The organism is Pseudomonas sp. NY11955 (genome assembly GCF_048068035.1).
Lineage (GTDB): Bacteria > Pseudomonadota > Gammaproteobacteria > Pseudomonadales > Pseudomonadaceae > Aquipseudomonas.
Map to the genome: position 1 here is coordinate 76,550 of NZ_JBLUPS010000018.1, position 24,658 is coordinate 101,207.

General features: G+C 63.5%; 21 protein-coding genes and 3 pseudogenes. 13 read left to right on the top strand and 11 right to left on the bottom strand.

Annotated features, from left to right (window positions below; all coding sequences use genetic code 11):
- Positions 1-404 precede the first annotated feature (404 nt).
- A pseudogene (locus ACNFBR_RS25430) lies at positions 405-686 on the bottom strand (PAS domain-containing protein); the annotation flags it as partial.
- Positions 687-952: 266 nt separating this feature from the next.
- Here ACNFBR_RS25430 and ACNFBR_RS25435 point away from each other — a divergent pair.
- From ACNFBR_RS25435 to ACNFBR_RS25455, 5 genes are all read left to right on the top strand, one after another.
- A complete protein-coding gene (locus ACNFBR_RS25435; protein ID WP_416737282.1) occupies positions 953-1,267 on the top strand; it encodes a helix-turn-helix domain-containing protein in 315 nt (104 codons plus the stop codon).
- 226 nt (positions 1,268-1,493) lie between these two features.
- Positions 1,494-2,804 carry a C4-dicarboxylate transporter DctA gene (locus ACNFBR_RS25440; protein WP_416737283.1) on the top strand — a complete coding sequence of 437 codons (1,311 nt, stop codon included), beginning with the start codon at positions 1,494-1,496 and terminating at the stop codon, positions 2,802-2,804.
- A gap of 44 nt (positions 2,805-2,848) precedes the next feature.
- Positions 2,849-3,547, top strand: coding sequence for a FadR/GntR family transcriptional regulator (locus ACNFBR_RS25445; protein ID WP_416737284.1), 699 nt, complete (start codon positions 2,849-2,851; stop codon positions 3,545-3,547).
- 16 nt (positions 3,548-3,563) lie between these two features.
- Complete coding sequence (locus ACNFBR_RS25450; RefSeq protein ID WP_416737285.1) at positions 3,564-4,232, top strand: GntR family transcriptional regulator; 669 nt, start codon at positions 3,564-3,566, stop codon at positions 4,230-4,232.
- Between the two features lie 95 nt (positions 4,233-4,327).
- Positions 4,328-5,389, top strand: coding sequence for a hypothetical protein (locus ACNFBR_RS25455; protein WP_416737286.1), 1,062 nt, complete (start codon positions 4,328-4,330; stop codon positions 5,387-5,389).
- 113 nt (positions 5,390-5,502) lie between these two features.
- Here ACNFBR_RS25455 and ACNFBR_RS25460 read toward each other — a convergent pair whose 3' ends face one another.
- Positions 5,503-5,931, bottom strand: coding sequence for a PACE efflux transporter (locus ACNFBR_RS25460; protein WP_416737287.1), 429 nt, complete (start codon positions 5,929-5,931; stop codon positions 5,503-5,505).
- Between the two features lie 100 nt (positions 5,932-6,031).
- Here ACNFBR_RS25460 and ACNFBR_RS25465 point away from each other — a divergent pair, with 100 nt between their 5' ends.
- From ACNFBR_RS25465 to mcpA (ACNFBR_RS25475), 3 genes and pseudogenes are all read left to right on the top strand, one after another.
- A complete protein-coding gene (locus ACNFBR_RS25465) occupies positions 6,032-6,910 on the top strand; it encodes a LysR family transcriptional regulator (RefSeq protein WP_416737288.1) in 879 nt (292 codons plus the stop codon).
- A gap of 142 nt (positions 6,911-7,052) precedes the next feature.
- A pseudogene (gene mcpA, locus ACNFBR_RS25470) lies at positions 7,053-8,084 on the top strand (methyl-accepting chemotaxis protein McpA); the annotation flags it as partial.
- A 258-nt stretch (positions 8,085-8,342) separates the two neighbouring features.
- Positions 8,343-8,939: pseudogene (gene mcpA, locus ACNFBR_RS25475) on the top strand (methyl-accepting chemotaxis protein McpA); the annotation flags it as partial.
- Between the two features lie 28 nt (positions 8,940-8,967).
- On the opposite strand, the gene ACNFBR_RS25480 reads toward mcpA (ACNFBR_RS25475), so the two are convergent.
- From ACNFBR_RS25480 to ACNFBR_RS25490, 3 genes are all read right to left on the bottom strand, one after another.
- Positions 8,968-10,032 (bottom strand): hypothetical protein, encoded by a 1,065-nt coding sequence (locus ACNFBR_RS25480; protein WP_416737289.1) that lies wholly within the window; start codon positions 10,030-10,032, stop codon positions 8,968-8,970.
- Positions 10,033-10,229: 197 nt separating this feature from the next.
- Positions 10,230-10,607: a RidA family protein gene (locus ACNFBR_RS25485; protein WP_416737290.1), complete on the bottom strand. Its 378-nt coding sequence runs from the start codon at positions 10,605-10,607 to the stop codon at positions 10,230-10,232.
- A 12-nt stretch (positions 10,608-10,619) separates the two neighbouring features.
- Entirely contained in the window at positions 10,620-11,756 is a 1,137-nt protein-coding gene (locus tag ACNFBR_RS25490) for an NAD(P)/FAD-dependent oxidoreductase (protein ID WP_416737291.1), read from the bottom strand.
- A 115-nt stretch (positions 11,757-11,871) separates the two neighbouring features.
- Between ACNFBR_RS25490 and ACNFBR_RS25495 the strand changes: the two genes are divergently transcribed.
- Together ACNFBR_RS25495 and ACNFBR_RS25500 are read left to right on the top strand one after the other, a co-directional pair.
- Entirely contained in the window at positions 11,872-12,465 is a 594-nt protein-coding gene (locus ACNFBR_RS25495) for a helix-turn-helix domain-containing protein (RefSeq protein ID WP_416737292.1), read from the top strand.
- Between the two features lie 125 nt (positions 12,466-12,590).
- Positions 12,591-13,376 (top strand): sulfite exporter TauE/SafE family protein, encoded by a 786-nt coding sequence (locus ACNFBR_RS25500; protein WP_012271535.1) that lies wholly within the window; start codon positions 12,591-12,593, stop codon positions 13,374-13,376.
- Positions 13,377-13,379: 3 nt separating this feature from the next.
- Here the strand turns inward: ACNFBR_RS25500 and ACNFBR_RS25505 are convergent, their stop codons facing one another.
- The gene (locus ACNFBR_RS25505; protein WP_416737293.1) at positions 13,380-13,919 is read right to left on the bottom strand and encodes a histidine phosphatase family protein; all 540 of its coding nucleotides are present in this window, start codon (positions 13,917-13,919) and stop codon (positions 13,380-13,382) included.
- A gap of 163 nt (positions 13,920-14,082) precedes the next feature.
- On the opposite strand from ACNFBR_RS25505, the gene ACNFBR_RS25510 reads away from it, so the two are divergent.
- The gene (locus ACNFBR_RS25510; protein ID WP_416737294.1) at positions 14,083-15,174 is read left to right on the top strand and encodes a pyridoxal phosphate-dependent aminotransferase; all 1,092 of its coding nucleotides are present in this window, start codon (positions 14,083-14,085) and stop codon (positions 15,172-15,174) included.
- A gap of 19 nt (positions 15,175-15,193) precedes the next feature.
- On the opposite strand, the gene ACNFBR_RS25515 is transcribed toward ACNFBR_RS25510, so the two are convergent.
- The 4 genes from ACNFBR_RS25515 to ACNFBR_RS25530 are packed head-to-tail and all read right to left on the bottom strand — an operon-like array spanning position 15,194 to position 19,611.
- The gene (locus ACNFBR_RS25515) at positions 15,194-15,526 is read right to left on the bottom strand and encodes a DUF3325 domain-containing protein (RefSeq protein ID WP_416737295.1); all 333 of its coding nucleotides are present in this window, start codon (positions 15,524-15,526) and stop codon (positions 15,194-15,196) included.
- Positions 15,523-17,043: a PepSY-associated TM helix domain-containing protein gene (locus ACNFBR_RS25520; protein ID WP_416737296.1), complete on the bottom strand. Its 1,521-nt coding sequence runs from the start codon at positions 17,041-17,043 to the stop codon at positions 15,523-15,525. Before ACNFBR_RS25520 ends, ACNFBR_RS25515 begins: the two co-directional genes overlap by 4 nt.
- A complete protein-coding gene (locus tag ACNFBR_RS25525; RefSeq protein WP_416737297.1) occupies positions 17,040-17,327 on the bottom strand; it encodes an iron transporter in 288 nt (95 codons plus the stop codon). Before ACNFBR_RS25525 ends, ACNFBR_RS25520 begins: the two co-directional genes overlap by 4 nt.
- A 49-nt stretch (positions 17,328-17,376) precedes the next feature.
- Complete coding sequence (locus ACNFBR_RS25530; protein ID WP_416737298.1) at positions 17,377-19,611, bottom strand: TonB-dependent siderophore receptor; 2,235 nt, start codon at positions 19,609-19,611, stop codon at positions 17,377-17,379.
- A 287-nt stretch (positions 19,612-19,898) separates the two neighbouring features.
- Between ACNFBR_RS25530 and ACNFBR_RS25535 the strand changes: the two genes are divergently transcribed.
- On the top strand, positions 19,899-21,191 hold the full coding sequence (locus ACNFBR_RS25535; protein ID WP_416737300.1) for an arsenic transporter: 1,293 nt from the start codon (positions 19,899-19,901) through the stop codon (positions 21,189-21,191).
- A gap of 181 nt (positions 21,192-21,372) precedes the next feature.
- Positions 21,373-22,584, top strand: coding sequence for an MFS transporter (locus tag ACNFBR_RS25540; RefSeq protein ID WP_416737301.1), 1,212 nt, complete (start codon positions 21,373-21,375; stop codon positions 22,582-22,584).
- Positions 22,585-22,621: 37 nt separating this feature from the next.
- Here the strand turns inward: ACNFBR_RS25540 and ACNFBR_RS25545 are convergent, their stop codons facing one another.
- Positions 22,622-24,430 (bottom strand): ABC transporter ATP-binding protein/permease, encoded by a 1,809-nt coding sequence (locus ACNFBR_RS25545; RefSeq protein ID WP_416737302.1) that lies wholly within the window; start codon positions 24,428-24,430, stop codon positions 22,622-22,624.
- Between the last annotated feature and the right edge of the window lie 228 nt (positions 24,431-24,658).

A 24,658-nucleotide genomic window follows, 5' to 3' on the forward strand; every position in this document is an offset into this window, starting at 1 on the left:
TGCAACTGCCCGGCAGCACCCGGCAGGTCGCTGTAGGTCAAGGCTGCGATCGGGTCGGCGAAGGCGCCTTCGGCGCCCTGCACGACCTGCTGCAGCTGCCGCCCGAGCGCGTTGCGCGCCCACCAGCCATAGGCCAGGAACAGCCCCACGGTCAGCCCCTGGCCAGCCAAGCCAGGCCACAGCTGATTGGCGCCAAGTGCCAGCAGCCCACCGGCCAGCGGCAAGGCCAGGGCCTGCGCCAGCAAGCTCAGCCGGCGCGGCACCGGCAATGCCGCCTGACCGCTGCGCAGCCGCGCGTACAGGGCTTCGGCACGGGCCACCTGCTCCCGCGTGGGGCACACCCGCACCGACTCGTAGCCAACCACCCGCCCGCCTTCGAGGATGGGCGTGACGTACGCGTTGACCCAGTAGTAGTCGCCGTTGCGGCAGCGGTTCTTGACGATACCCATCCAGCTCTTGCCGGCTTTGAGGTAGCGCCACATCAACGCGTACACCGCCGGCGGCATGTCCGGGTGGCGCACCAGGTTGTGCGGGCTGCCGATCAGTTCGGCCTCGCTGTAGCCACTGATGGCGGCGAATTCAGGGTTGCAGTAGGTGATCAGGCTGGCGGTATCGGTAGCGGAAATCAGCCGCTGATCTGGGGGGAAACGTTGCTCGACCGGGGTTACCGGCAAGTTGAGGCGCACGATGAGACTCCATTCACTGACGAACCGGTACCCAGCTCATCGACAGCCACCGGAACCGATCCATGGCGATCCGCTCCAATTGGCAAATGCGCTTCCAGCCGTTGGGGCACGAGGCCGAACGAAGCAAGGAAGTTGACGATGACTGGCCAGTCAAGCCGTGAATTCTACGAAATTCATCACATAAATAAAACAAAGGTGATCAATCATGGCGTTGCGCCATGCTGATAGATATCGTTAAGTTCTTGATTCTAAATGGGAATTAAGTGATGACGAGATCAGCTTTGGGTTTCGCCCTGCGCCGCTACCGCAAGCTGGCAGGCCTGACCCAGGCACAGCTGGCCGAACGGACCGGCTTCGACCCCAAAACCATCAGCCGTTTCGAAACCAGTACCTACACCCCCAGCATCGATGCCCTGATGGTGTTTGCCCAGGTGCTGGGCGTCAAACCCAAGGACTTCTTCGCCGAACCGGACGACGAAGAGGAGCAGCGCGCCTACCTGTTCGGTGTCATCCACAACGCCCCGCCCAAAGATCTTGGCAAGCTGATTGCAGCAGTGGACCAGGCACTGGCCAAGCCCTGACCTGTTCACGCGCTCCCCTTCACGGTACGCACCGAACTAGAGCCTGGCAGGTTGGATTGCCCCATAACTGGTCAGACCGGTAAGGCCAAAAAACCTTGCAATCAGGGATTTTTCGCGCTTTTATGGCTTCGCGCTGAACAAACCGGTAAGACCACAATAATTAAGTCCTGCGCTCTTTCGCCCCGTGCGGCTACCGAAGCAAGGACACCGATCAGAGACTCCTCCCATGCTCAAATGGTGCTCGCGTTCGATTTTCCTGCAAGTCGTACTCGGCCTTGCCCTCGGCATCGCCTGCGGTCTGAGCTTCCCCGACCTTTCCCTACAACTCAAACCACTCGGCGACGGCTTCATCAAGCTGATCAAGATGCTCATCGGCCTGATCGTATTCTGCGTGGTGGTCAGTGGCATCTCGGGTGCCGGCGACCTGAAAAAGGTTGGGCGCATCGGCCTGAAGTCGGTGATCTACTTCGAAGTGCTAACCACCCTGGCGCTGGTGATCGGCCTGGTGTTCGCCTTCAGCAGTGGCATAGGTAGCGGTGCCAACATTCACCTGGACCAACTGTCCACCGCCGATGCCAACGGCTTGGCCGAGCGCGGCCAGCACATTCACGGCGCCACGGCGTTCTTCATGGACCTGATCCCCACCTCGGTGATCGGTGCCTTCGCCGACAACAACATTCTGCAGGTGCTGCTGTTCTCAGTGCTGTTCGGCAGCGCGCTGAACCTGGTAGGTGACTCGGCCGCCGGCATTTCGCGGCTGATCAACGAACTGAGCCATGTGATCTTCCGCATCATGGGCATGATCGTGCGCCTGGCGCCAATCGGCGTGTTCGGCGCCATCGCCTTCACCACCAGCAAGTACGGCCTGGAGTCGCTGCAGCACCTGGGCGGCCTGGTCGCGCTGTTCTACCTGACCTGCGCCGGCTTCGTACTGGTCGTGCTGGGCACTGTCATGCGCCTGTCGGGCCTGAAGCTGCTGCCGTTGATCAAATACCTGCGTGAAGAGCTGACCATCGTCCTGGGCACCGCCTCTTCCGACGCCGTACTGCCACAGATCATGCGCAAACTGGAGCACCTGGGCATTGGCAGTTCCACGGTCGGCCTGGTGATCCCGACGGGCTACTCGTTCAACCTCGATGGGTTCTCCATCTACCTGACCCTGGCCATCGTGTTCATCGCCAACGCCACCGGCACGCCACTGGAAATGACCGACCTGCTGACCATCCTGCTGGTGTCGCTGGTGACTTCCAAAGGGGCTCATGGCATCCCAGGCTCGGCATTGGTGATCCTCGCCGCCACCCTGACCGCCGTACCGGCGATTCCGGTGGTCGGCCTGGTACTGGTACTGGCGGTGGACTGGTTCATGGGCATCGGCCGGGCGTTGACCAACCTGATTGGCAACTGCGTGGCCACCGTGGCCATCGCTCGCTGGGAAAAGGACATAGACCTTGAGCGTGCGCAGAACGTGCTCGACGGCAAGCCTGGCTTTGCCCCCACGCCACGCAAGCAACCCAACGCCCATCAACAGGAATTCTGAGCGAACGTGGCCGGCATTGACGCCGGCCCTTCCAGGAGCGAAACGTGATCAGCTCATCGACCGTCGTCAACTCAGTGGTGGAAAAACTCCGCCAGGCCCTGGCCCGTGGCCAATGGCGTACCGGCGACATGCTGCCGGGCCAGCGCGAGCTGGCCGAACAACTGGGCATCAGCCGCCCCAGCCTGCGTGAAGCGGTGACCGTGCTGGAAACCCTGGGCCTGGTGCGCTCGTTGCCGGGCAAGGGCGTGCTGGTACTGGACGCCGATGCCCAGGAGCCGGGCCTGGAAACCAGCGCCGCAGCCAGCCTGGCCGACGTGCTGGAGCTGCGCTACACCCTCGAACCTTTCATCGTGGGCCTGGTGGCGCAATCGGCCAACAGCCAGGACATTGGCCAACTGCGCCTGACCCTGATGGACATGCGCGAAGCGCTGGAGGCCGAAGACAGCGAAGCCGGGGTCAAGGCCTACATCGCCTTCCATGAGGCGCTGTTCGCGCTGACCACCAACCCGATCTTCCAGAGCGTGGTGCAGCAGACCGGCAATGCCCTGAAGCAAAGTGCCGACATGTTGCGCAAGTCGCCAGAGCACCTGGCCGCGCGGCTGAAGGAAAACGAAGCGGTGGTACGCGCCATTCGCGAACGCAGCAGCGCCCAGGCCAGTGCCCAGATGCGTCAGCACATCGTGGCCGAAGGGCTGCGCATGGGCATCCCGCTGAACATCCCGGACGAACATCCGCATCCATGACCTCAGGAGAGCGACCATGAACGCCGCCCCTCACTTGCCTGCCCTGCTCGCGGCCGGCGAAACCCGCCTGTCGGCCGAGCAGATCTACCCGCGGCTGTTCGACGCCATTCTCGAACAGCGCCTGCCACCGGGTAGCCTGTTGCCCGAGCAGGCGCTGGGCCATGCCTTTGGCGTCAGCCGCACGGTGATCCGCCGCGTGCTCGGGCGCCTGTCCGACCAGCAGGTGGTGGTGCAGCGCCCCAGCCACACCGCGCACCTGGCCGCGCCCGACCCAGGCCAGGCACGCCAGGTGCTCAGCGCCCGGCGCCTGGCCGAAACCACGCTGATCACCCTGGCCGCGCAACGCGCCCGGCCGGCCCAGGTACGCCAGCTGCGGCAACTGGTGGAGCGCGAGCGCCAGCACCATGAAAGTGGCGAGCGCTGCGCGGCGATCCGCCTGGGCGGCGAGTTCCACCTGAAACTGGCACAGGTGGCGGCCAATGCACCACTGGCGCGGTTTCTCAATGGGCTGGTGCCGATGACCTCGCTGATCATTGCCCGCTATGAATCGCCATGCTGCGACCATTGCGCGTGGGAAGAGCATGCGGCGATCATCGATGCCGTGGAGCAAGGTGATGCCGAGGCGGCCTTGACACTGATGCACAAGCACCTCGACCGCCTGGAAGAAAAGCTCGACCTGGATTGAACGGGGCCGCAGCCGGCGATGGGCTGCACAGCAGCCCCAATAACCCCACCCTATACTGCGAGAACCACCCCAGCCTCTACCAGGGAGGCGGTCGCGTGAGTTCTCGCATCCTTCTGTTGCTGTGCCTTCTGCTGGCCCTCGGCGGTTGTGCCAGCAAGCGCCCTCCTGCCCCGCCGCCGCCCGCAGTCCTCACCCCCGCTGCCTGGCAGCGCATCGACCAAGAGCTGATCGATGCCTCGGTCGGCGCCGCCGGCTCGGCCAATGACTATGCCCGGCGCTCCATGCGGGTGTGGAAGGAGCAGGTACAACAACGTACCGAAAGCGATTTCATTCCCTGGTTCACTGGCTACTGGACCCAGCAGTGGCTGACCCTCAAGGTCGCCTGGTACAAGCTCGACAGCGGTGAAGGCCGGGAGCCGGCAGAAAAGCGCCTGGCCTTGTACCTGCAAGAGCAGTACCACGCGCGGGTGATCGAGCCGGTGGCCGAACAGATCAACCCCGAAGGCATCCGCGATCGGGCCTGCGAGCTGTACCTGCAACTGCTCGGCCAGCAACTGCCAGCCATCATCAGCCGTTACAACGCCCCACCCGAGCAGTTCAGCCAGCGCCTCAACCGCATCCCCGCCATTGCCCTGGGGCCGCCGGAGGCGCGCAATGCCAGCCTGTATCAGCTACTGCGGGCCAAGTCGCTGGACCAGCAACCAGCCTGGCAAGCCATGCGCCAGCACCTGCATCAGCAAGCCAGCAAAGGCCCCGGCAGGACCGATGTCGGGCTTAACTCGGTGGCCACCCAAGCTAGCGAGAAGCTCGGTGCCACCCTGGCCCCACGTGGTATCGCCAGTGCCGTGGCGTCGGCAGTGGGCAAAGTGGCGGGGGCAATGATTTCGATTGCAGCGGCCGGCTACGGGATGATGACCCATGACCGTGACCACCCACAGATGGTCGAGCAGTTACGGGTAATCCTCAACGTGGCGTTGAACCAGGAATGGCAGGAGTTGATGGAAAACCGCCAGAGCGGGGCCATGGCAGGGGTGTATTACCTGTCGGGGCAAGTTGAGGACAGCTTGCTGGCCAGTGCGCCGCGGCCGGTGGAGCAACCGGTGGAGCAGCAAGTGAAACAGCAGCAGGAGCCTTTGATCATTCGCCTGCCACCTTGATGGCTCGCTGTACCGGCCTCTTCGCAGCACAAGGCTGCTCCTACAGGCTGAACCACACTGCTCGGTCCCTGTAGGAGCAGCCTTGTGCTGCGAAGAGGCCGGTACAGGCTACATCAAGCTGTGGCCATGGCCGAGCTGGGCAACCCAAACACCCGATCAAACGCCCAGTTGTAGGCAAAGGTGTAGCAAGGCACCAGGATGATGAACGCCATGTCCACCAGCAATGCCTCCAGCAACGTCATGTCCAGCCACCAGGCAATCAGCGGGATCAAATACACCACCAAGGTCAGCTGGAAGCCGATGGCATGCGCCACACGCCGCGCCAGGCTGCGCCCACGCTTGGCCTGGCGGCTCTCCCAGTACTCGAACAGGCTGTTGTAGATCAGGTTCCAAAGCATGGCGATGGTGGTGATCATCACCGCCAGCGGCCCGGTATGCGACGCCTGCGTATCTGACAGGTAGGCCAGCCCGAGGGTCGACATGCACAGCCCGATCAGTTCATAGAAAGTCACGTAGACCAGTTTGCGTTTCAGTCCCTGCACGCGGGATACCTCCAATGACAAAAGCGATGGGCGCGATAATGATTCACCACACTTGACAGCAAAAGTCAGCAGCTATCAGATTTACTGACAGGAGGCTGCCATGAACTTTTCCAGCGACAACATCCAGCTGTTTCTTGCCGTGCTCGACCGAGGTTCGTTTTCTACCGCTGCGCGCACCCTCAAGCGCGTGCCTTCAGCCGTGAGCATGGCCATCGGCAACCTTGAAGCGGAACTTGGTTACAGCCTGTTCGAGCGCGGCACGCGTGAAGTTCGCCCAACCGTTCAGGCGTTGGCTCTGGAGCCACACGCCAGGCTGATAGCCGAGCAACTGGGGCTGCTGCAGGTACATGCCCTGGAGCTGTCCCAAGGGCTGGAGAGCAGCCTGACCCTGGCCGTGGTACCCGACATCGACCACCGCCCGCTGCTGGCGGCCATCGCCAACCTCGCCGAGCGCCACCCGTTGCTGGACATCGCCCTGCTCAGCGCCCCACAGGAAGAAGCCCTGCACTTGCTGGACAGCGGCCGTGCCGACCTCTGCGTGGCTTTTGCCGGCCTGCAGGTCGATGCCCGCCGTGGCTTCCAGCACATCGGCATGGAGGCGCTGGTGGCCACCCTGTCACCGAGCCACCCAGCCTTGCGGGAGGGGCGTATCCACTACCTTGAAGACTTGACCCAGGTGCGTCAGATTCTGGTGCGCAGCCGCGACCTGCCACTGGTCGACCCTCGCCCGCTGATCGGCGCCACGCACTGGTTCACCGACAGCTTCGACCTGGCTTTGCAGATGGTGGAAACCGGCCTGGGCTGGGGCGACCTGCCGCTGTCGCGGGTCGCGCCGCTACTGGCCAGCGGGCGCCTGGTCCGCCTGGATTTTCGCAATACACGCAACGAGTTGCAGTTGCCGGTGCACATCTTGTGGCGCAAACAACAGCCGCTGCAGCAGGCCGCACGGCTGTTGATCGAGCACCTGGCTGAGCAGTGATTGCCGTCTGTCGAATCGGCCGTAAGAATTTTCTGTAAGCGCTTCAATCTTTTACCCCTTGAGCCGATATCTCGGTCGACAGGCTCCGCATCGCGTCATAAGCGCGCTGCGCCCTCCCCTCATTGGCTCAAGGTCTCGAAACATGAACCTGAAATTTCGCCACAAGATCCTGCTCAGCGCCTGCGGCGTCGTGGTCCTGGCATTTGCCCTGTTCACGCTTTACAACGACTACCTGCAACGCAACACCATCCGCCAGAACATCGAAGCCTCGGTACAGCAGTCCGGTGCACTGACCGCCAGCAGCGTGCAGAACTGGATGAGCGGGCGCATCCTGGTACTGGAGAACCTGGCCCAGGACATCGGCCAGCAAGGCGCCGGCGACACCCTGGCCGGGCTGATCGAGCAGCCGTCCTACACGCGTAATTTCCTGTTCACCTACCTGGGCCAGGCCAACGGCGTATTCACCCAGCGCCCGGATACGCAGATGCCCGCCGGTTACGACCCGCGTCAGCGCCCCTGGTATGGCGCCGCCGCCAGCGCCGGGCAAACCGTGCTGACCGCCCCGTACCAAGGTGCGGTCGGCGGCCTGATGGTGACCATCGCCACCCCGGTGAAGAGCAAGAGCAATGGCGAGCTGATCGGTGTGGTCGGCGGTGACGTGACCCTCGACACCCTGGTCGAGATCATCAACTCGGTCGACTTCGGCGGCATCGGTCACGCCTTCCTGGCCGACGCCAACGGCCAGGTAATCGTCAGCCCCAACAAAGACCAGGTGATGAAGAACCTCAAGGACATCTACCCAGGCAGCAACCTGCAGGTTGCCGCCGGCATGCAGGATGTCACCCTCGATGGCCAGGACCGCATCATCTCGTTCGCCCCGGTGAACGGCCTGCCGTCGGCGCAGTGGTACATCGGCCTGTCGATCGACAAGGACAAGGCCTACGCCGCGCTCAGCCAGTTCCGCACCTCGGCGATCATTGCCATGCTGATTGCCGTGGCCGCCATCGCCGGCCTGCTCGGCCTGCTGATCCCGGTGCTGATGAGCCCGCTGACCACCATGGGCCGCGCCATGCGCGACATCGCCGAGGGCGAAGGCGACCTTACCCGCCGCCTGGCCGTGCAGAACAAGGACGAGTTCGGCGAACTGGCCACCTCGTTCAACCGCTTCGTCGAGCGTATCCATGCCTCGATCAGCGAAGTGTCCTCGGCCACCCGCCTGGTGCATGACCTGTCGGAGAAAGTGGTCAGCGCGTCCAATGCATCCATCAGCGGTTCCGAAGAACAGAGCATGCGCACCAACAGTGTGGCGGCGGCCATCAACGAACTGGGCGCCGCCACCCAGGAAATCGCCCGCAACGCCGCCGATGCTTCGCAACATGCCAGCGGTGCCAGCGAACAGGCGCACGGTGGCCGAGAAGTGGTTGAAGAAGCCATCAGCGCCATGACCGCCCTGTCGCAGCGCATCAGCGAGTCGTGCGCGCAGATCGAAACGCTCAACGCCAGCACCGACGAAATCGGCAAGATCCTCGACGTGATCAAGGGCATCTCGCAGCAGACCAACCTGCTGGCGCTGAACGCCGCCATCGAGGCGGCCCGTGCCGGTGAAGCCGGCCGTGGCTTTGCCGTGGTGGCCGACGAGGTGCGCAACCTGGCGCACCGTACCCAGGAATCGGCGGAAGAAATCCACCGCATGATCACCAGCTTGCAGGTGGGCTCGCGAGAAGCCGTGCACACCATGAACACCAGCCAGGTTTCCAGCGAGCAGACCGTGCAGGTCGCCAACCAGGCCGGCGAACGCCTGGCCAGCGTGACCCAGCGCATTGGCGAAATCGACGGCATGAACCAGTCCGTGGCCACGGCAACCGAAGAGCAGACCGCCGTGGTCGAGAGCCTCAACCTGGACATCACCCAGATCAACGCCCTGAACCAGCAAGGGGTGGAGAACCTCAACGAAACCCTGCGCCATTGCGACCAGCTGGCCCAGCAGGCTGGCCGCCTGAAGCAGTTGGTGGGCAGCTTCAGGATCTAAGTGCCTCGGGGGGCTGCTGCGCAGCCCCTCATGCCACCGCTGCTTTAACGCCCCTGCCCCGCCGCACCCAGGCCAGCAACACCGCCGCCATCAGCACAAAGCCCAGGTAGCCGAACAATGGGTACACCTCGCCCACCAGGCTGATGAACCCCACCAGGCTGCAGCCGAACGCCACCACACCGGTCACCACCGAGCCCCAGCGGAACTTCGCCGTGCCTGCCGGCAACAGCCGCGAGAGGAACGAAAACAGCGTACCCACCGCAGTGTTGACGATCATGCCGAAGATGATCAGGCACATCACCAGCCCCAGCAACGGTGACACTTCGTTGGCAATCGACAGCATGGGCATCGGCAGGTCGGCCACGCTGTCCAGGCGCGACAGCAGCCCGGCACTCATCACCAGCATCAGGCCGCCCAGTGCCGCACCACCGAGCAGGCCACCCCACACCGCGGTTTTCTCGCCCTTGGCCGAACCGCCCAAAATGGCCAGGATCGGCGCGCCAGCGACGATGTTGTACGACACATACAGGAACGCCCCCAGTAACCAATGGCGGGTACCGGCCTGTTGCTGGCTGGCCAACTGGTCGAGCGCGGCAAAACTCTGTTCGCGGGTGAATACGGCATACAGCGCAATCGCCGACGCCACCAGGATCAGCAAGGGCGTGATGGCGCCAATGGCCAGAATCACCCTGCGCACGTCCAGGCACACGATGCCGACCACCACCAGCGTCACCAGTACACTGCCGGTCAGCGCCGGTATGCCGAACTGCTGCTCCAGCAACGCACCACCGCCGGCCAGCATGACCACGGTGACGGCAAACATGAAAAAGGTGATCAGCCAGTCGACGAACAGGCCCAGGTGGCGACCGCAGATAGCCTGGATCACGTCCTTGTGGGAGGTGGCTTGCTGGCGGTTGCCCAAGCCCGCCAAGGCCATGCCGAGGAAGGTGAACAAGGCGGCGCTGACCAACGCGCCAACCAATCCCCATACACCGAAATCGACAAAGAACAACAACAGTTCCCGCCCCGAGGCGAACCCCGCCCCCACGATCACGCCGACAAATGCGCCGGCAATCTTCAGTTGCTCTTGCATGTGAACCTCTGGATTTATTGTTGTATTTCTAAGGGCCCGTTCGCGGGCCGGTCCTGTGGGAGCGGGCGTGCCCGCGAAGCAGGCGATGCGGTGGATGGCACGGGCTTCGCCCGTGTTCGCGGGCAAGCCCGCTCCCACAGTGATACAAGGCAGTTGCTCCCATAGTGACCGGCAATCATGCACAGCCCTCTGCCCGGTCAGGCGTCGCCGACGAACGCCTGCACTTCGATCTCCACATCCACCCCCAGCGCCAACGCCGAGGCCACGGTCGAACGCACCGGCAGCGCCGCGCCGAAGAATTCCTTGTACACCTCGTTGAAACCGGCGAAATGGCTCATGTCAGACAGCCAAACCGTGGCCTTGACCACCTGGTCGAAGCGCGCGTCGCAGGCGGCCAGGCTTTCGCCGATGCGCTCGCAGGCCGCACGGGTCTGGGCCTGGATATCACCGCGAACCACTTCGCCGCTGGCGCTCATCGGCACTTGGCCAGAAAGGAACAGAAAACCACCGGCCTTTACCGCGCGGGAGAACGGGAACGGCAGGCTGCTGGGGAAACGCTTGATGTCATTGCTCATGGGGTACTCCTCTCAGGATTGCTGGAAACGGGCCGGGGACAGGCGCTCGGGCGCCACCCCCTGGGTGACAAGGCTAGGACACATGGGCTGGCCAAGCAGCAGGTCGGCGGCCAGGCGCGAGGCGCCCGCTGCCGACTGAATGCCATAGCCTCCCTGAGCCGCCAGCCAGAAGAACGCTGGCGCGTGCGCATCGAAACCGATCACCAGGTCGCCGTCGGCGACGAACGAGCGCAGCCCGGCCCAGGTGTGACTGGGGCGGCGGATCGCCAAGGTGGTCATGGCTTCGATGTTGTAGATACCCAGGGCCACGTCGAGCTCCTCGGGTGCGGCGTCCTGCGGTTCGACCGGGTCGGCATTGGCTGGCGACCCCAGCAGCTGGCCGGCATCGGGTTTGAAGTAGAAGCTTTCGTCGACGCCGATCACGGCTGGCCAACGGGAAAAATCCTGATCCGCTGGGCCAGGGAAGGTGAAGGCGCTGCGTCGGCACGGTTGCAGGCCGATGCGACCTACACCGCATTGCTCGGCCACACGGTCGGCCCAGGCCCCCGCGGCATTGACCAGTTGGTGTGCCTGCACGCGGCTGCCATCAGCCAACTCCACCTGCCACAGGTCGTCCAGGTACCAGGCCTGGATCAGCTCGGCGTTGCAGCGCAGCTCACCACCGGCAGCGCGATAGCCGCGCAAGAAGCCTTGGTGCAGGGCATGCACATCCAGGTCCATCGCACCCGGCTCTAGCACCGCGCCGGCCAGGATTTCGCCACGCAGGCTGGGCACCAGGGCCAGGGCGGCGTCACGGTCAAGCAGACTGACGTCGGTGCCATTGGCCAGGTTCTGCGCGTGGGTCTGCTCAAGCAGCTCGCGCTGCTCCAGGCTGGCCACATACAGGCAGCCACGCGGCTCCAGCAGCGGGTGCTCGCTGAAGCCTGGCGGCGGTGCTTCGTAGAAGGCGCGGCTGGCGCGGGTCAGTGCCTGAATCTGTGGGGTGCCGTAGGCCTCCATGAACATGGCTGCCGAACGCCCGGTGGAATGGTAGCCAGGCTGCGATTCGCGTTCGAGCAACAGCACGCGCTGCTGGCCGGCCAGGCGATAGCCCAGCGACGCGCCGGCAATGCCGGCACCGATGATCAGAGTGTCGTAGGTCGGGGTCATGCATGCTCCTGCCAGGCAAATTATCATTTATGAGAATTCTAATATATGAGAATTTAGAAATGCGCAAGGGTCCAAGGTAAGATGCCCGACCAATGCCGTATGCCGAGAACCCTGAATGCCCGCTGCCCTACCCCTGCTTGACCGCGCCGTAGTCGGCCAGCGCCTGCGCCAGGTGCGCAAGGCGCGCCAGATGACCCTCAAGCAATTGTCCGAAGCCAGTGGCGTACCGCTGTCCACTTTGTCGAAGATGGAGCTGGCGCAGGTGTCGGTCAGCTATGAAAAACTCGCCGCCGCCGCGCGGGCGTTGAACGTCGACATCGCCCAGCTGTTTCGCGCCAGCGGCACGGTCAATGCCCCGGTGCCGGTGACCGTGGTGGTCGATTCATTGCCGGCGGCGGCAGGCTATTCGACCGGCACCTATGACTATCACCCGATTGCCGGCGATTTCCCCGAACGGCGCATGACACCCGCCTATGCCCGCATCATTGCCCGCGAACGCGGCCAGTTCGACGATTTTATCCGCCACCCTGGGCAAGAGTTCGCCCTGGTGCTGAGCGGGCGCGTGCGCATCGAGTTCGAAACCGGTGAAGCGGTGAGCATCGGGCCGCAGGAAACTGCGTATTTCGACAGCCAGGTGGGGCACATCTACCTCTCCGAAAGCGATGACGGCGGCGATGCGCATGTGATGGTGGTGATGACTGATCGTTGATTGAGTGGGGACTGCCTGGGCGCACCCAGTTATAACCTAATAACGAACAAGTCTATTTGGCTATAAAAAAATCTATATGCTGGCTGGCATCCGATAACGGGCAAAGTTGGGCAGTCGAGTAGCGTATGGATGTAGGTTCTTTCGGTTTCACCATTGCTGGCCTGGTCGTGGGTTTCATCGTCGGTATGACCGGCGTCGGTGGCGGCTCGCTGATGACCCCGATCCTGTTGTGGTTTGGCATCAACCCGGCGACTGCCGTCGGTACCGACCTACTCTATGCAGCCATCACCAAGGCCAGTGGCGTCTGGGTGCATGCGCGGCAAAAGAACATCGACTGGAAAATCACCGGCCTGCTCAGCCTGGGCAGCGTGCCTGCCGCGGCATTGACCTTGTGGTTCCTGAGCACCCTGCACACCGACACCTCGGCGCTGAACGCCATCATCAAGCAAGGCCTGGCGGTGGTGCTGATCCTGACCGCGCTGGCCATCCTGTTCAAATCGCGTCTGCAGGCCTTCGCCAGCCGCCATGCCGGTGACCACTATCACCTCAGCGACCGCAGCCTCAATATCCTGACGGTCCTCACCGGCGTGGTACTGGGGGTGATGGTTACCCTTACCTCCATCGGTGCTGGCGCCCTGGGTACCGTGGCGCTGTTCCTGCTGTACCCGTTCCTGGTTACCCGCCGCCTGGTCGGTACTGAAATTGCCCACGCCGTGCCACTGACCCTGGTCGCGGGCCTGGGCCACGCGGGCATGGGCAACATGGACTGGTCGCTGCTGGGCTACCTGCTGCTAGGCTCGCTGCCGGGCATCTACCTGGGCAGCCACCTCACCGGGCGCATCTCCGACCGCGTGCTGCGCCCCTGCCTGGCCGCCATGCTGCTGCTGATCGGTTACAAGCTGGCGTTCTAATCCTCAATCCAGACGCAGGCGCCACTGCCCGGTGAAGCTCAACGCCAGGCGTGACAGTGGCAGCACGTCGATACGTTGGCCGGCAGTCAGTGGGCCCCCGAGGACCTGCACCAGCACAGCGCGCATGACCATCGGATGAGTCACCGCCAGCCACTCACCCGGTTTGTCGAAGGCCGCCAGCCAGGCGGCCAGGCGTTGGTACAGCGCGGCGAACGACTCCCCACCATGCACCGCACTGGCCGGGTCTTGCAGCCATTGGGCCAATGCCTGCGGTTGTTCGGTTTGCAGCTGCTTCAACGACAAACCCTGCCAACGCCCCAGGTCGCAATCTGCCAATGCCGGCTCGATCTGCACCGGCCCCGTCAACAACGCTGACGTTTCGCGGGCACGTCGCTCTGGCGCACTCAGCAGTTGCACCCCTGGCAGATTGGCAGCGGGCGGTTGCGCCAACGCCAGGATGCCATCGTCCTCACGGTGTAGGCGCCCGGTCCTCTGAGCTTGAGTCAGGGCGTGGCAGATCAGGGTCAGGCGGATGGCTTTCACCAGGCATCACTCGCGGCAGGCTGGGGCGCATGGTTTAGCATGCTGCGGGGCTTTTGGCTGCAACAATATCGAAGCAGGCCGCCTTTACAGCAATTTGCCACCATTAATTCCAGCAACTGCGCTTCGTCCCTGATGTGACCAATGACAACAGGGACGTCGACACATGACCGATATGACACGTCGCTCACTGGTGGGTCTGGGCATGGCTTTGCCGCTGCTCGGGCAGATCAACTGGGCCAACGCTACGCTCCCCTCCCCGGCCGCCGAAACCGGTCCTGCGCGCATAAACTACAACGAAAGCCCCTGGGGGCCGAGCTCGGCCGCACGCGAGGCGATGCGCGAAGGCATCGGTCTGTGCGGGCGCTACCCCTACGACGCGCAGTATCGGCTGATCGATACTTTCGCTGCCGAGCATGGCCTGGCGGCGGACCAGGTGCAGGTGTTCTGTGGCTCGAAACTGGCGTTGCAGCACGCGGTGATGGCCTTCACCGGGGCACGCAGCCTGGTGGTACCGGAACCGTCCTACGAGGCGCCTGCCGAGGCCGCCGCCGGGCGTGGCACCCAGGTGCACAGCGTCGCCCTGAATGCGCACCACGCCCATGATGTCGACGCCATGCTGGCGGCGGACCGCACAGCCGGGCTGATCTATCTATGCAACCCCAACAACCCTACCGGCACCGTTACCCCGCGCCAGGACATAGAACGACTGCTGGCACGCAAGCCGGCCGGCAGCGTGGTGCTGGTGGATGAGGCCTATATCCACTTCAGCGATGCACAGAGCTGTATCGGCCTGGTCAAGGAGCACCCCGAGCTGCTGGTGCTGCAGACCTTTTCCAAGCTCTACGGGATGGCGGGCGCGCGCCTGGGCCTTGCCATTGGCCAGGCACCGCTGTTGCAGCGGCTGGAAGCCTACGACGGCCAGAACGTCGCCCCTGCGCCGACCCTGCTCGCCGGCCTGGCCAGCTTGCAGGACCGTCGGCTGGTGCCGCAGCGCAAGGCCGATAACGCCCGTTTGCGCGACCAGACCATCGCCTGGCTGACCGAGCGCGGCTGGCGCTGCACCGCATCGCAGGCCAACTGCTTCATGATCGACCTGCGCAGCCCCGGCCAGCCGGTGGTCGAGCGCCTGGCCGAGGAAGGCGTGCTGGTGGGGCGAATCTGGCCGAGCTGGCCGAACTGGGTACGGGTGAGTGTGGGCGATGAGCGTGACATGCAGCGCTTTCGCGAGGCGTTTGCCAAAGTGGCAGGCCGATAGCCGCAGCTTCTGCCCGGGCTCAGATAACCAACTGAACCATTCCCCATACCGGCAGCGCTAGCACCAACCCCACCGCCAGCCGTGGCCAGTACGCCAGCAACATCACCAGCAGCATCCCTGCCAGCGACAGTGCGGCGAACCAGGCCACCGGCCCCATGGCCCAACCCCAGGCCGTGCTACACAGCACCAGGCTGATCAGCAATGCCAGCCAGCCGGCACCACGCAAGCCAAGCCGCAGTATCCGTGGGCAGGGCCGGTTCCATACCTGCTTGTAATGCCGCTCCAGCCCTTGGCAAAGCCCAAGCATGCCGGCATAGGCGAACAGCACACCGCCCGTGATCCACATCATCATGCCTCGGCCTCCATGCGCCGCCCGGCCCTGACCTTCTGTGGCGACGGTTGCGCTTGCCGCACCCGCCAGGCCACCAGCCCAAGTATTGCCCCCAATGCCAGCCCGCAAGCCGCAACCCCCAGGCGCATGGTGTCGGCAAGGCCGCCAAACGCACCCAGGCCGATACACAGCAATGCCACCAGCAGCAGTTGCTCGACCCAGGCTCGACGCGCCGGCTTGACGCTGGCATGCAACAGCGCCAACACCCATATGCCAAAGAACGCGCGCACCTCCCAGCTTTCCCGCTGCATCAATTCCACCGGGAGCAAGCGGCTGGCCCACAACAGCCCCACGCACGCCAGCAACAGGCCGCTAGTGAAGCCCACGTTGCACACCTCGGCCAACCGGTACCCGCGTCGCGCCGAAGCATCGGCCGTGGCGCTGGCGTACTTGCGCCCGCGCTTCACGCAGAACAGCACCAGGCCGCTGGCGATCATCAGGCAACTGACCAACCCGCAGACGAAGTACAACCAACGCATCGGGTAGCCACCGAACTGGGCGAAGTGCAGGCCAACCATGACCCGCTGGGTCAGCGGCACCGCGCGCCACTCTGGCACGTCGCTGAGCAATTGCCCGCTGACGCCATCGAAGACCATGGCCTGCCCCTTGGCCAAGGCGATGCGGTTGCCCAGCTCGGGACGGACTTCGATACGCGCCGCCGCAGTGTTGGGGTTGCGAATGTTCAAGCCACCAATGGGCCCCAAACGCGCTTCGGCCTGGGCCAGCAACGGCGCCACATCGACCAGCTCGGCGGGCTGCCTGGCCAAACCACGGGGCTGTTCCAGGCGCGCATTGCCCTGGGCCTGGAAGTAGGCGCGCGTGTCGCCGGCGAACAACGCATCGACCCCGGCAGGGATGTAGATGAGCATGAAAATCACCAGGCCGGTGTAGGTGATCATCAAGTGGAACGGGAGCAACAGCACGGCGCTGGCATTGTGGAAGTCCAGCCACGAGCGCTGGCCCTTGTTCGGCCGGAAGGTGAAGAACTCCTTGAAGATTTTTTTGTGGATGACAATACCGGTGACCAATGCCGCAAGCATCACCAGCGCCAGCGCACCGACCACGAAAATGCCCCAGTTGCGTGGCAGGTCGAGGGTGAAGTGGAAGCGGAAGAAAAAATTGCCGCCGACACTGTCGCGCACTTCGATGGCCTCGCCAGTGCGCGGGTCGAGCTGCACGCCACCGCCATGGCGCCGTTCGCCGGTGGATACGCGCAACCCAGGTGATCGCTCGCTCGGCAGGCTGATGCCCCAATTGCCCGCCTGCGGCTCATGGGCCTGCAGGTAGGCGATGGCGCGCTGGGCGGCATCGGCCTGAGACACCTGGGTGGCCGGGATTTCCGGCTGCATCCAGTGGTTGAGCTCCTTGTCGAACACCGCCAGGGTGCCGGTGACGAAGATGGCGAACAGCAGCCAGCCGAAGATAAGCCCGGCCCAGGTGTGCAGCCAGGCCATCGACTGGGTGAAGGTGTTCTTCATGCCAGCCACCCCAGCACTTGCGGCCAGAAGCCGATTAGCGTGAAAGGCGCTGCCAGCGCCAGCGGCGCCCAGGCGCGCAGGGCATTACGGCTGGCAAACGCCCAGAGGATAGCCGCGGTATAGAAAATGAAGGCCGGCAGTGTTGCAACGATGACCGCGTCGGAGGCGGAAAGCGGCAGGACACGGGCCAGGCACGCGCTGGCGGCGTAGCTGAGGGCATAGCCGCCGAGCAGCGCGGCGGTACTGCGGGAGAGGATCTGTAGCCAGACGGGGGCCTTGATCATCGGAGAATTCCTTGAGACCAGCGAAGGGGCCGCTATGCGGCCCCATGGATCAGAAGTTGATGTTCAGCGCAGCGAACACCGCCCTGCCCGGCTGGTTGTAAGTGTTTGCCCCCGAGCTACTGGCATTGCCGCCACGCAGGATCTGCTTGTCGAACAGGTTGTTCACCCCCACGCGCACATCGTAGTTGGCGTTGAACTTGTACCCGGCACTCACGTCCACCAGGCCATACGCCTCGACGTCCTGCTGGGCGGTCTTGTCGTAGTCTTGCTGGGTGCGGTAGTTGTAGGTCGGCGATTTCTGCTTGCCGAAGTAGGTGCCCGCCACCTGGAACGACAGTTGCTCGGTGGCGCGCCAGTCGAGGGTGGTGTTGACGGTGTACTCCGGGATCACCGACAACGGCTCGCCCGTCTCGCGGTTGTCGTTGTCGAGCATCCAGGTCAGGTTGGTGTTCCAGTCCAGGGTCGGCGTCAGCTCGATGAAGAAGTTGCCTTCGACACCCTCCACCCGTGCCTTGCCGGCGTTGTCCCACTGGGTCACGCGGCTGCCGGTACCGATGGTGTAAAGCACATCGGTATCACCGATGATCTTGTTCTTGTAGTCGTTGCGGAAGTAAGTGGCACTGGTGCGCCAGGTGCCACGGTCGTACTGCAGGCCGATTTCCTTGTTGACGCTGATCTCGGGCTTGAGGTCGGCGTTGCCTTGCAGGTAGCAGCCACCGTTGTTGGTCTGCAGCACGCTGCAGCCGTTACCGCGGCTGTACAGCAGGTAGTTGGGGTTGGACTGGTACAGGTTCGGGACCTTGTAGGCGCGGGCGATACCGCCTTTTACCGACAGCGCTTCGGTCAGCTTGTGCGACAGGTTCAGGCTGGGGCTGAAGTTGTCTCCGAAGGTTTCGTGGTGGTCGAAACGCAAGCCCGGGGTAATGGTGGTGTCGCCAACAATGATGTTGTCTTCGACGAACAGCGCGTAGCTGCGAGCGGTCATCTTCGAGCTGCTGCGGTCGAAACCAACGAGCCCGCCATTGCTGGAGGGGTCGGAGCTTTGCGGGCGCAGCGACCCCTGGTCATTGAGGGCTTCGTACAGGTACTCGCCGCCCAAGGTAAGCACGTGCTCGGTGCTGCCCAGGGCGAACGGTAGGTTCACTTCACTGCTCAGGCGTGTGTTGCGCAAGCGTGACATGGCCCCGCCTTCGTCGCTTGGGGCACCCTCGGTGCGACCTGCCAGCCCCTCATTGAGGCGCCAGTTGCGTACGTACTCGTAGGCCAGTGTGGTCTTGCTGGTACCCCAAGTGAAATCACCGAGGTGGGTCAGGTCGTAGGTGCTGCGCTGCATCACGTTGGTTTCGTGGCCATACAGGCTGGAGACGAAATCGACGTCACCACCCCCGTTGCTGTTCATGGTGTCGCCGGCAAAAATGTTGCCCTGGCGGCTGTAACCGGCACTGGCTTCGAGGCGGTGCTCGTCGTTCAGTTTCCAGCTCAACAGGCCATTGATGTCCTTGTTGCGTACCCCTTCTCGCCCCGCCACCAAGGCACTGGTGGCATGCCCGGCATTGATGTCCAGGTCGTCGGCGTCAGTCTTGGCCAGGCCACCGTACAAACGGAAGCCGAGGTTATCGGTCAGGCCACCGCCGAGGTTGAAGTTGGCCCGGCGGCTGGCGCCTTCGGCGCTGTCTTCGGGCAGCTGCGTGTACAGGCTGACGCTGCCTTTGAGTTCGTCAGAGGGGCGCTTGGTGATGATGTTGACCACCCCGCCCATGGCACCGGAGCCATAGCGTGCGGCGGCCGGGCCACGCAGGATCTCGATGCGCTCGACCGCTTCGGCCGGCACCCAGTTGGTTTCGCCACGGGTATCGCGGTCACCGTTCCAGCCATAGCGCACGGCGTTGCGCGCACTGGACGGCTTGCCGTCGATGAGGATCAGGGTGTTTTCCGGGCCCATGCCACGCAGGTCGATCTGCCGGTTGTTGCCGCGTGCGCCACTGGCACTGTTGCCGGTCAGGTTGACTCCCGGCTCGCGGCGGATGATGTCGGACAGGTCATTGGCCGGTGGGTGGCGCTTGATGTCCTCGGCGGTGATGATCGACGTGCCCAGGGCCTGTCGCGCCTCGCGCTCGGCGGTGACTAGGGTGTCCTGGATCACCAGCGCATTGTCGGCGGCCGGCACTTCCAGCACCTCACCCACACGCCGCTCCTCGGTTTCTGCCGCGGTGGCCATCATGGCCGGCGACGCCAATGCGACGAACGCCAGGGCCAGGCTGTTGGGTGAAGTTCTGCAATGCATGGGTACATCTCCTGCGAGTCATGAGCAAAAAGGCACATCCCTGTCGGAGACCGGGAGCCTTCGCCCACCGGCCCCGCAAACACAGTTTGGCGGCCAACAGGGGTGGTAAATATAGGGACTCGCAAATGCGAGTAAATCTTATTTACGAACTTTACATGTTTGTAACGGAACTTTGCTGAACCTGGAGATAGAGCGCCGCATTCACTGAAATCGCGTGATCCGCAAGTAACGGGTTTCTGGGCTGTCTACAGTGATCACTTGCCCCTTATGCCCTGAGCCAGATCTTCATGTTGCCAGCCGCCCTGATCTTCCTGTTCACCCTGACCCTGGTCATCTGGCAACCCAGAGGCCTCGGCGTTGGCTGGAGCGCCTGCCTCGGTGCGATTTTGGCCCTGCTGTGCGGCGTGGTGTCGCTGCAGGACGTGCCTGCGGTCTGGGCAATCATCTGGAACGCCACCGCCACCTTCATCGCCCTCATCGTCATCAGCCTGCTGCTGGATGAGGCTGGTTTCTTCGCCTGGACGGCGCTGCACGTGGCACGTTGGGCACGTGGCGACGGGCGTCGCCTGTTCGCCTTCATGGTGCTGTTGGGGGCGGCGGTGTCGGCACTGTTTGCCAACGATGGCGCTGCATTGATCATGACCCCCATCGTCATGTCGATGTTGCTGGCGCTGCGTTTTTCCCCCACGGCAACCTTGGCCTTCGTGATGGGCGCCGGGTTCATCGCCGACACTGCCAGCCTGCCGCTGGTGGTGTCGAACCTGGTAAACATTGTGTCAGCGGACTACTTCGGGCTCGGTTTCAACACCTATGCCGCCGTGATGGTGCCGGTGAACCTGGTGGCCGTGGCGGCCACGCTGCTGGTGCTGTGGCTGTACTTTCGCCGCGACATTCCGCTGCGCTACGCGACAGCCGACCTGCAATTGCCAGCGCTAGCGGTTCGCGACCGCGCCACATTCCGTACCGGCTGGGTGGTGTTGGTGGTGTTGCTGGCCGCGCTGTTCGCGCTGGAACCATTGGGCATCCCGGTCAGCGCCGTGGCCTCGGCCTGCGCCGCGGTGCTGTTCGCCGTGGCAGCGCGTGGCCATGTAATCGCCACCCGCCGTGTGCTGCGCGAGGCGCCGTGGCAGATCGTGGTGTTTTCGCTGGGGATGTACCTGGTGGTGTATGGGCTGCGTAATGCTGGCCTGACCGACGCCCTTGCCGGCCTGCTGAACTGGCTTGCCGGGCACGGGCTATGGGCGGCGTCGCTGGGCACCGGGTTGATGGCTGCCTTGCTGTCATCACTGATGAACAACCTGCCCAGCGTGCTGATCGGCGCATTGTCGATCCATGCCAGCGAAGCGCAGGGGGTGGTACGCGAAGCGATGATCTACGCCAATGTCATCGGCTGCGACTTGGGGCCGAAGATCACTCCAATCGGCAGCCTGGCCACGTTGCTTTGGTTGCATGTGCTGGCACGCAAGGGGGTAGTGATCGGCTGGGGCTATTACTTCAAGGTCGGGGTACTGCTGACTGTGCCGGTGTTGCTGGTGACCTTGGCGGCACTGGCATTGCGGTTGAGTGTTTGGCCCCAGTAGCCGCGGGCTTGCCTGGGATGGGTCACTACTTTCATCTACAGCTCCTCCGACTTTCGGCACGATCGGCTGTCAGGACGGTACGAAACCAATTTTGCCTTCGATGGCACTAGCTATCCATCCGATTTGCATCCTACGCGCGGGCTCCTACAGTTTCGAACGTACACCTTTGCCGAGAGCCCAGATGCGCAGCAATGAAGACAGCAGCCCGGCAAGTACCGCCAGCAACCTGCCAAAGATCCCTCGCAGCGTTTGGGCGCTGGGCTTCGTGTCGATGTTCATGGACATCTCTTCGGAGATGATCCACGCCCTGTTGCCCTTGTACATGGTCAGCGTGCTCGGCGCTTCGGTGGTTGCAGTAGGCTTTATCGAAGGCATCGCCGAGGCGACCGCATCGATCACCAAGGTATTTTCCGGCGCCCTCAGCGACCGGCTGGGTAAACGCAAGTTGCTGACGGTGCTCGGCTATGGCCTAGGTGCGCTGACCAAACCGGTATTTCCCATGGCCTCGGGCCTTGAGTGGCTGACGGCGGCACGTTTCGTCGACAGGGTCGGCAAAGGCATTCGTGGGGCGCCGCGCGATGCGCTGGTGGCCGATGTTACGCCCGCCGAGTTGCGCGGCGCGGCGTTCGGCCTGCGCCAGACCCTTGACACCGTGGGCGCCTTTCTCGGGCCGTTGTTGGCGATCGTGTTGATGTGGCTGACCGCGAGCCATTTCCAGACCGTGTTCTGGGTGGCGGTGATCCCGGCCTTTGTGGCGGTGTACATCCTCATCGCTTTCGTTCGCGAGCCTGAAACCCCACCTGCGGGGCGGCCGGTACGCTCACCGTTGGCACTGCACGAACTAGGACGCCTCGGGCCGGCCTATTGGCGCCTGATCGGCCTGGCCACGTTGTTCACCCTTGCCCGCTTCAGCGAGGCGTTCCTGCTGCTGCGTGCTCAGGATATGGGCCTGGCGCCGCTGTGGGCGCCGGCGGTGCTGGTATTGATGGCACTGGCCTACTCACTGTCGGCCTACCCTGCCGGAGTGCTGTCGGACCGGGCGGGACGCCGTGGCGTGCTGATGGCCGGGCTGGGCCTGCTGATCACTGCCGACTTGCTGTTGGCCCTGCTACCGGGCTGGGTCGGGCTGGCCCTTGGCGTTACAGCCTGGGGCCTGCACCTAGGCTTCAGCCAGGGTATCTTCGCTGCAATGATCGCCGACAGCGCCCCGGCTAACCTGCGTGGTACCGCCTTCGGCCTGTTCAACCTGCTGACCGGCGTGGCGCTGCTGGTAGCCAGCGTAGTAGCCGGGTTGTTGTGGGATGGTGCGGGGTTTCAGGCAACCTTCCTGGTCGGCGCGGGGTTTTCAGGTGCCACCCTGGCGGGACTGACGCTAATGAAGGGACCGAGCTGATAGCGATGCTGGATGGCGATCGGCCCCTCAAACCGGACTAGGCCATCGCTGCTTGCTGCTCCAACAACGTCCAGCCGCCCTGCCCGTCTACCTCCAGCCGGTGGGTATGGAACCCTGCCAGCGTGCTGCGGTGGCCGACACTGACCAGCAGTGCACCCGGCATTTCCGAGCGCAACAGCGCATACAAGGCATGCTCGAGCCCCTCATCCATCGCCGAGGTGGACTCGTCGAGGAATACCACCTGCGGCCGGTTGAACAGCACCCTGGCAAACGCCAGGCGCTGCTGCTCACCCACCGAGAGGATATGTGACCAGTCGCTGCTGACGTCCAGGCGCTCAGCCAGGTGGGCCAGGTTGACCTGGCGCAAAGCCTGCTGCATTCGCGCCTCATCCTCTGGCTTGCCGGCTGCCGGGTAGGCAATGACGGTGTGCAAGTCACCCAGCGGCAAGTACGGGCGCTGCGACAGGAACAGAGCCTGATGGCCCGTCGGCCGCCTGACCTCACCCTCGGCATACGGCCACAGCCCTGCCAGGGCGCGCAGCAGCGTGGTCTTGCCACTGCCCGATGGCCCTTTGATCAACAGCGCCTGGCCGGCATGCAGGCTCAAGTCCAGGTCAGCGATAAGTGCGTGCCCGTCCGGGCGTAGCACCTGCAGACCGGCGATCTGCAGCGCATGCGCCTGGTCTTCGGTAGCGACGCGCGGCAACGCACTTGCCTGCTCGTTGGCATCGAGAAAGCCGGTCAGACGGTCGAGGGTAGCGCGATACTGGGCGAATGCATCGTACGACTCACGGAAGAAAGACAAAGAATCCTGCACCTGGCCAAAGGCCTGGGACGTTTGCATGACGTCGCCCAGCTTGATCGCACCACTGAAGAAGCGCGGCGCCTGGAGAATGAACGGAAACACCACGGCAACCTGACTGACACCCAAGTTGAAGCCACTGAACTTCAGGTTCCGGAACACCAGTGCCCAGGCATTGACTATCAAGGCAGCAAAGCGGCCCAGCAACGTGCCCCGCTCCACTTGCGCACCTTGGTAGAAGGCAATGTTCTCGGCGTTCTCGCGTAGGCGCATCAACGCGTAACGGAAGTTGGCCGTGAGTTTTTCGTTGAGGAAGTTCAGGCGGATCAGCGGGCGCCCGAGGCGGAAAGCGACCCAGGTGGCAACGATGACATACAGGTACACGGCAAATACCATTGCCCGAGGGATCTCCACCCCAGCCACTGTCAACGGTGCTGACAGCCCCCAGAGGATACCGGTGAACGCCACCAACGAAACCAGCGCACTGACCGCACCCAGGGCAAGGGTGACCGAGTTGGTGACGAAGGCGTTGACGTCCAGCTCGATACGCTGGTCGGGGTTGTCCACCGGCTCGGCGAGGAACTGGCCACGGTAGTAGGCATCGCCTTGCATCCAGTCGTGGGTCAGGCGTTCGGTCAGCCACACCCGCCACTTGATGCTGAAGGCCTGGCTCACATAGAAAGTGAACAGCGAGCGCAGCACGTGGATGGTGGCCAACACCGCGAAGACCCCGAGCAGGTACCAGAAAGCGGCTTGGTCTAGACCCTGCAGGGCGCTGTAGAAGCCGTTGTACCAGAATGAGAACAGCACGTTAAGACGAACCGAAAACAGCGTCAGGACCAATAGCAGGGCAAACACCAGCAACGGCCGCCAACTGCGCCGGAAGCTGAAATAGGGCCCGGCAAGCTGCCAGAACTGGCTACCCCAGCGTGTACAACGCACGGCCAGTGCCGCGGCTGCGGTGAAGCAGACAAGGGTGATGAACGAGGCGATTGCCAGCCAGCTCAGGCTCTCTTGCAAGGCCTGGTGCCAGTTCATTTCCATGGTAGTTATCCGTGCTGAGTATTTCCGCGAGCGTAGCATTACCTCACGATTCGTCAGGCATAGATGACGTACATTTCATGATTACTTTTGAGTGTTTGCAGAAGCAGGCGCGGTCACTGTAGGAGCAGCCTTGTGCTGCGAAGAGGCCCGTACGGCTGACAGTGATGTGTCGGCTATACGGGCCTCTTCGCAGCACAAGGCTGCTCCTACAGGGATCGCGTGGTGCTT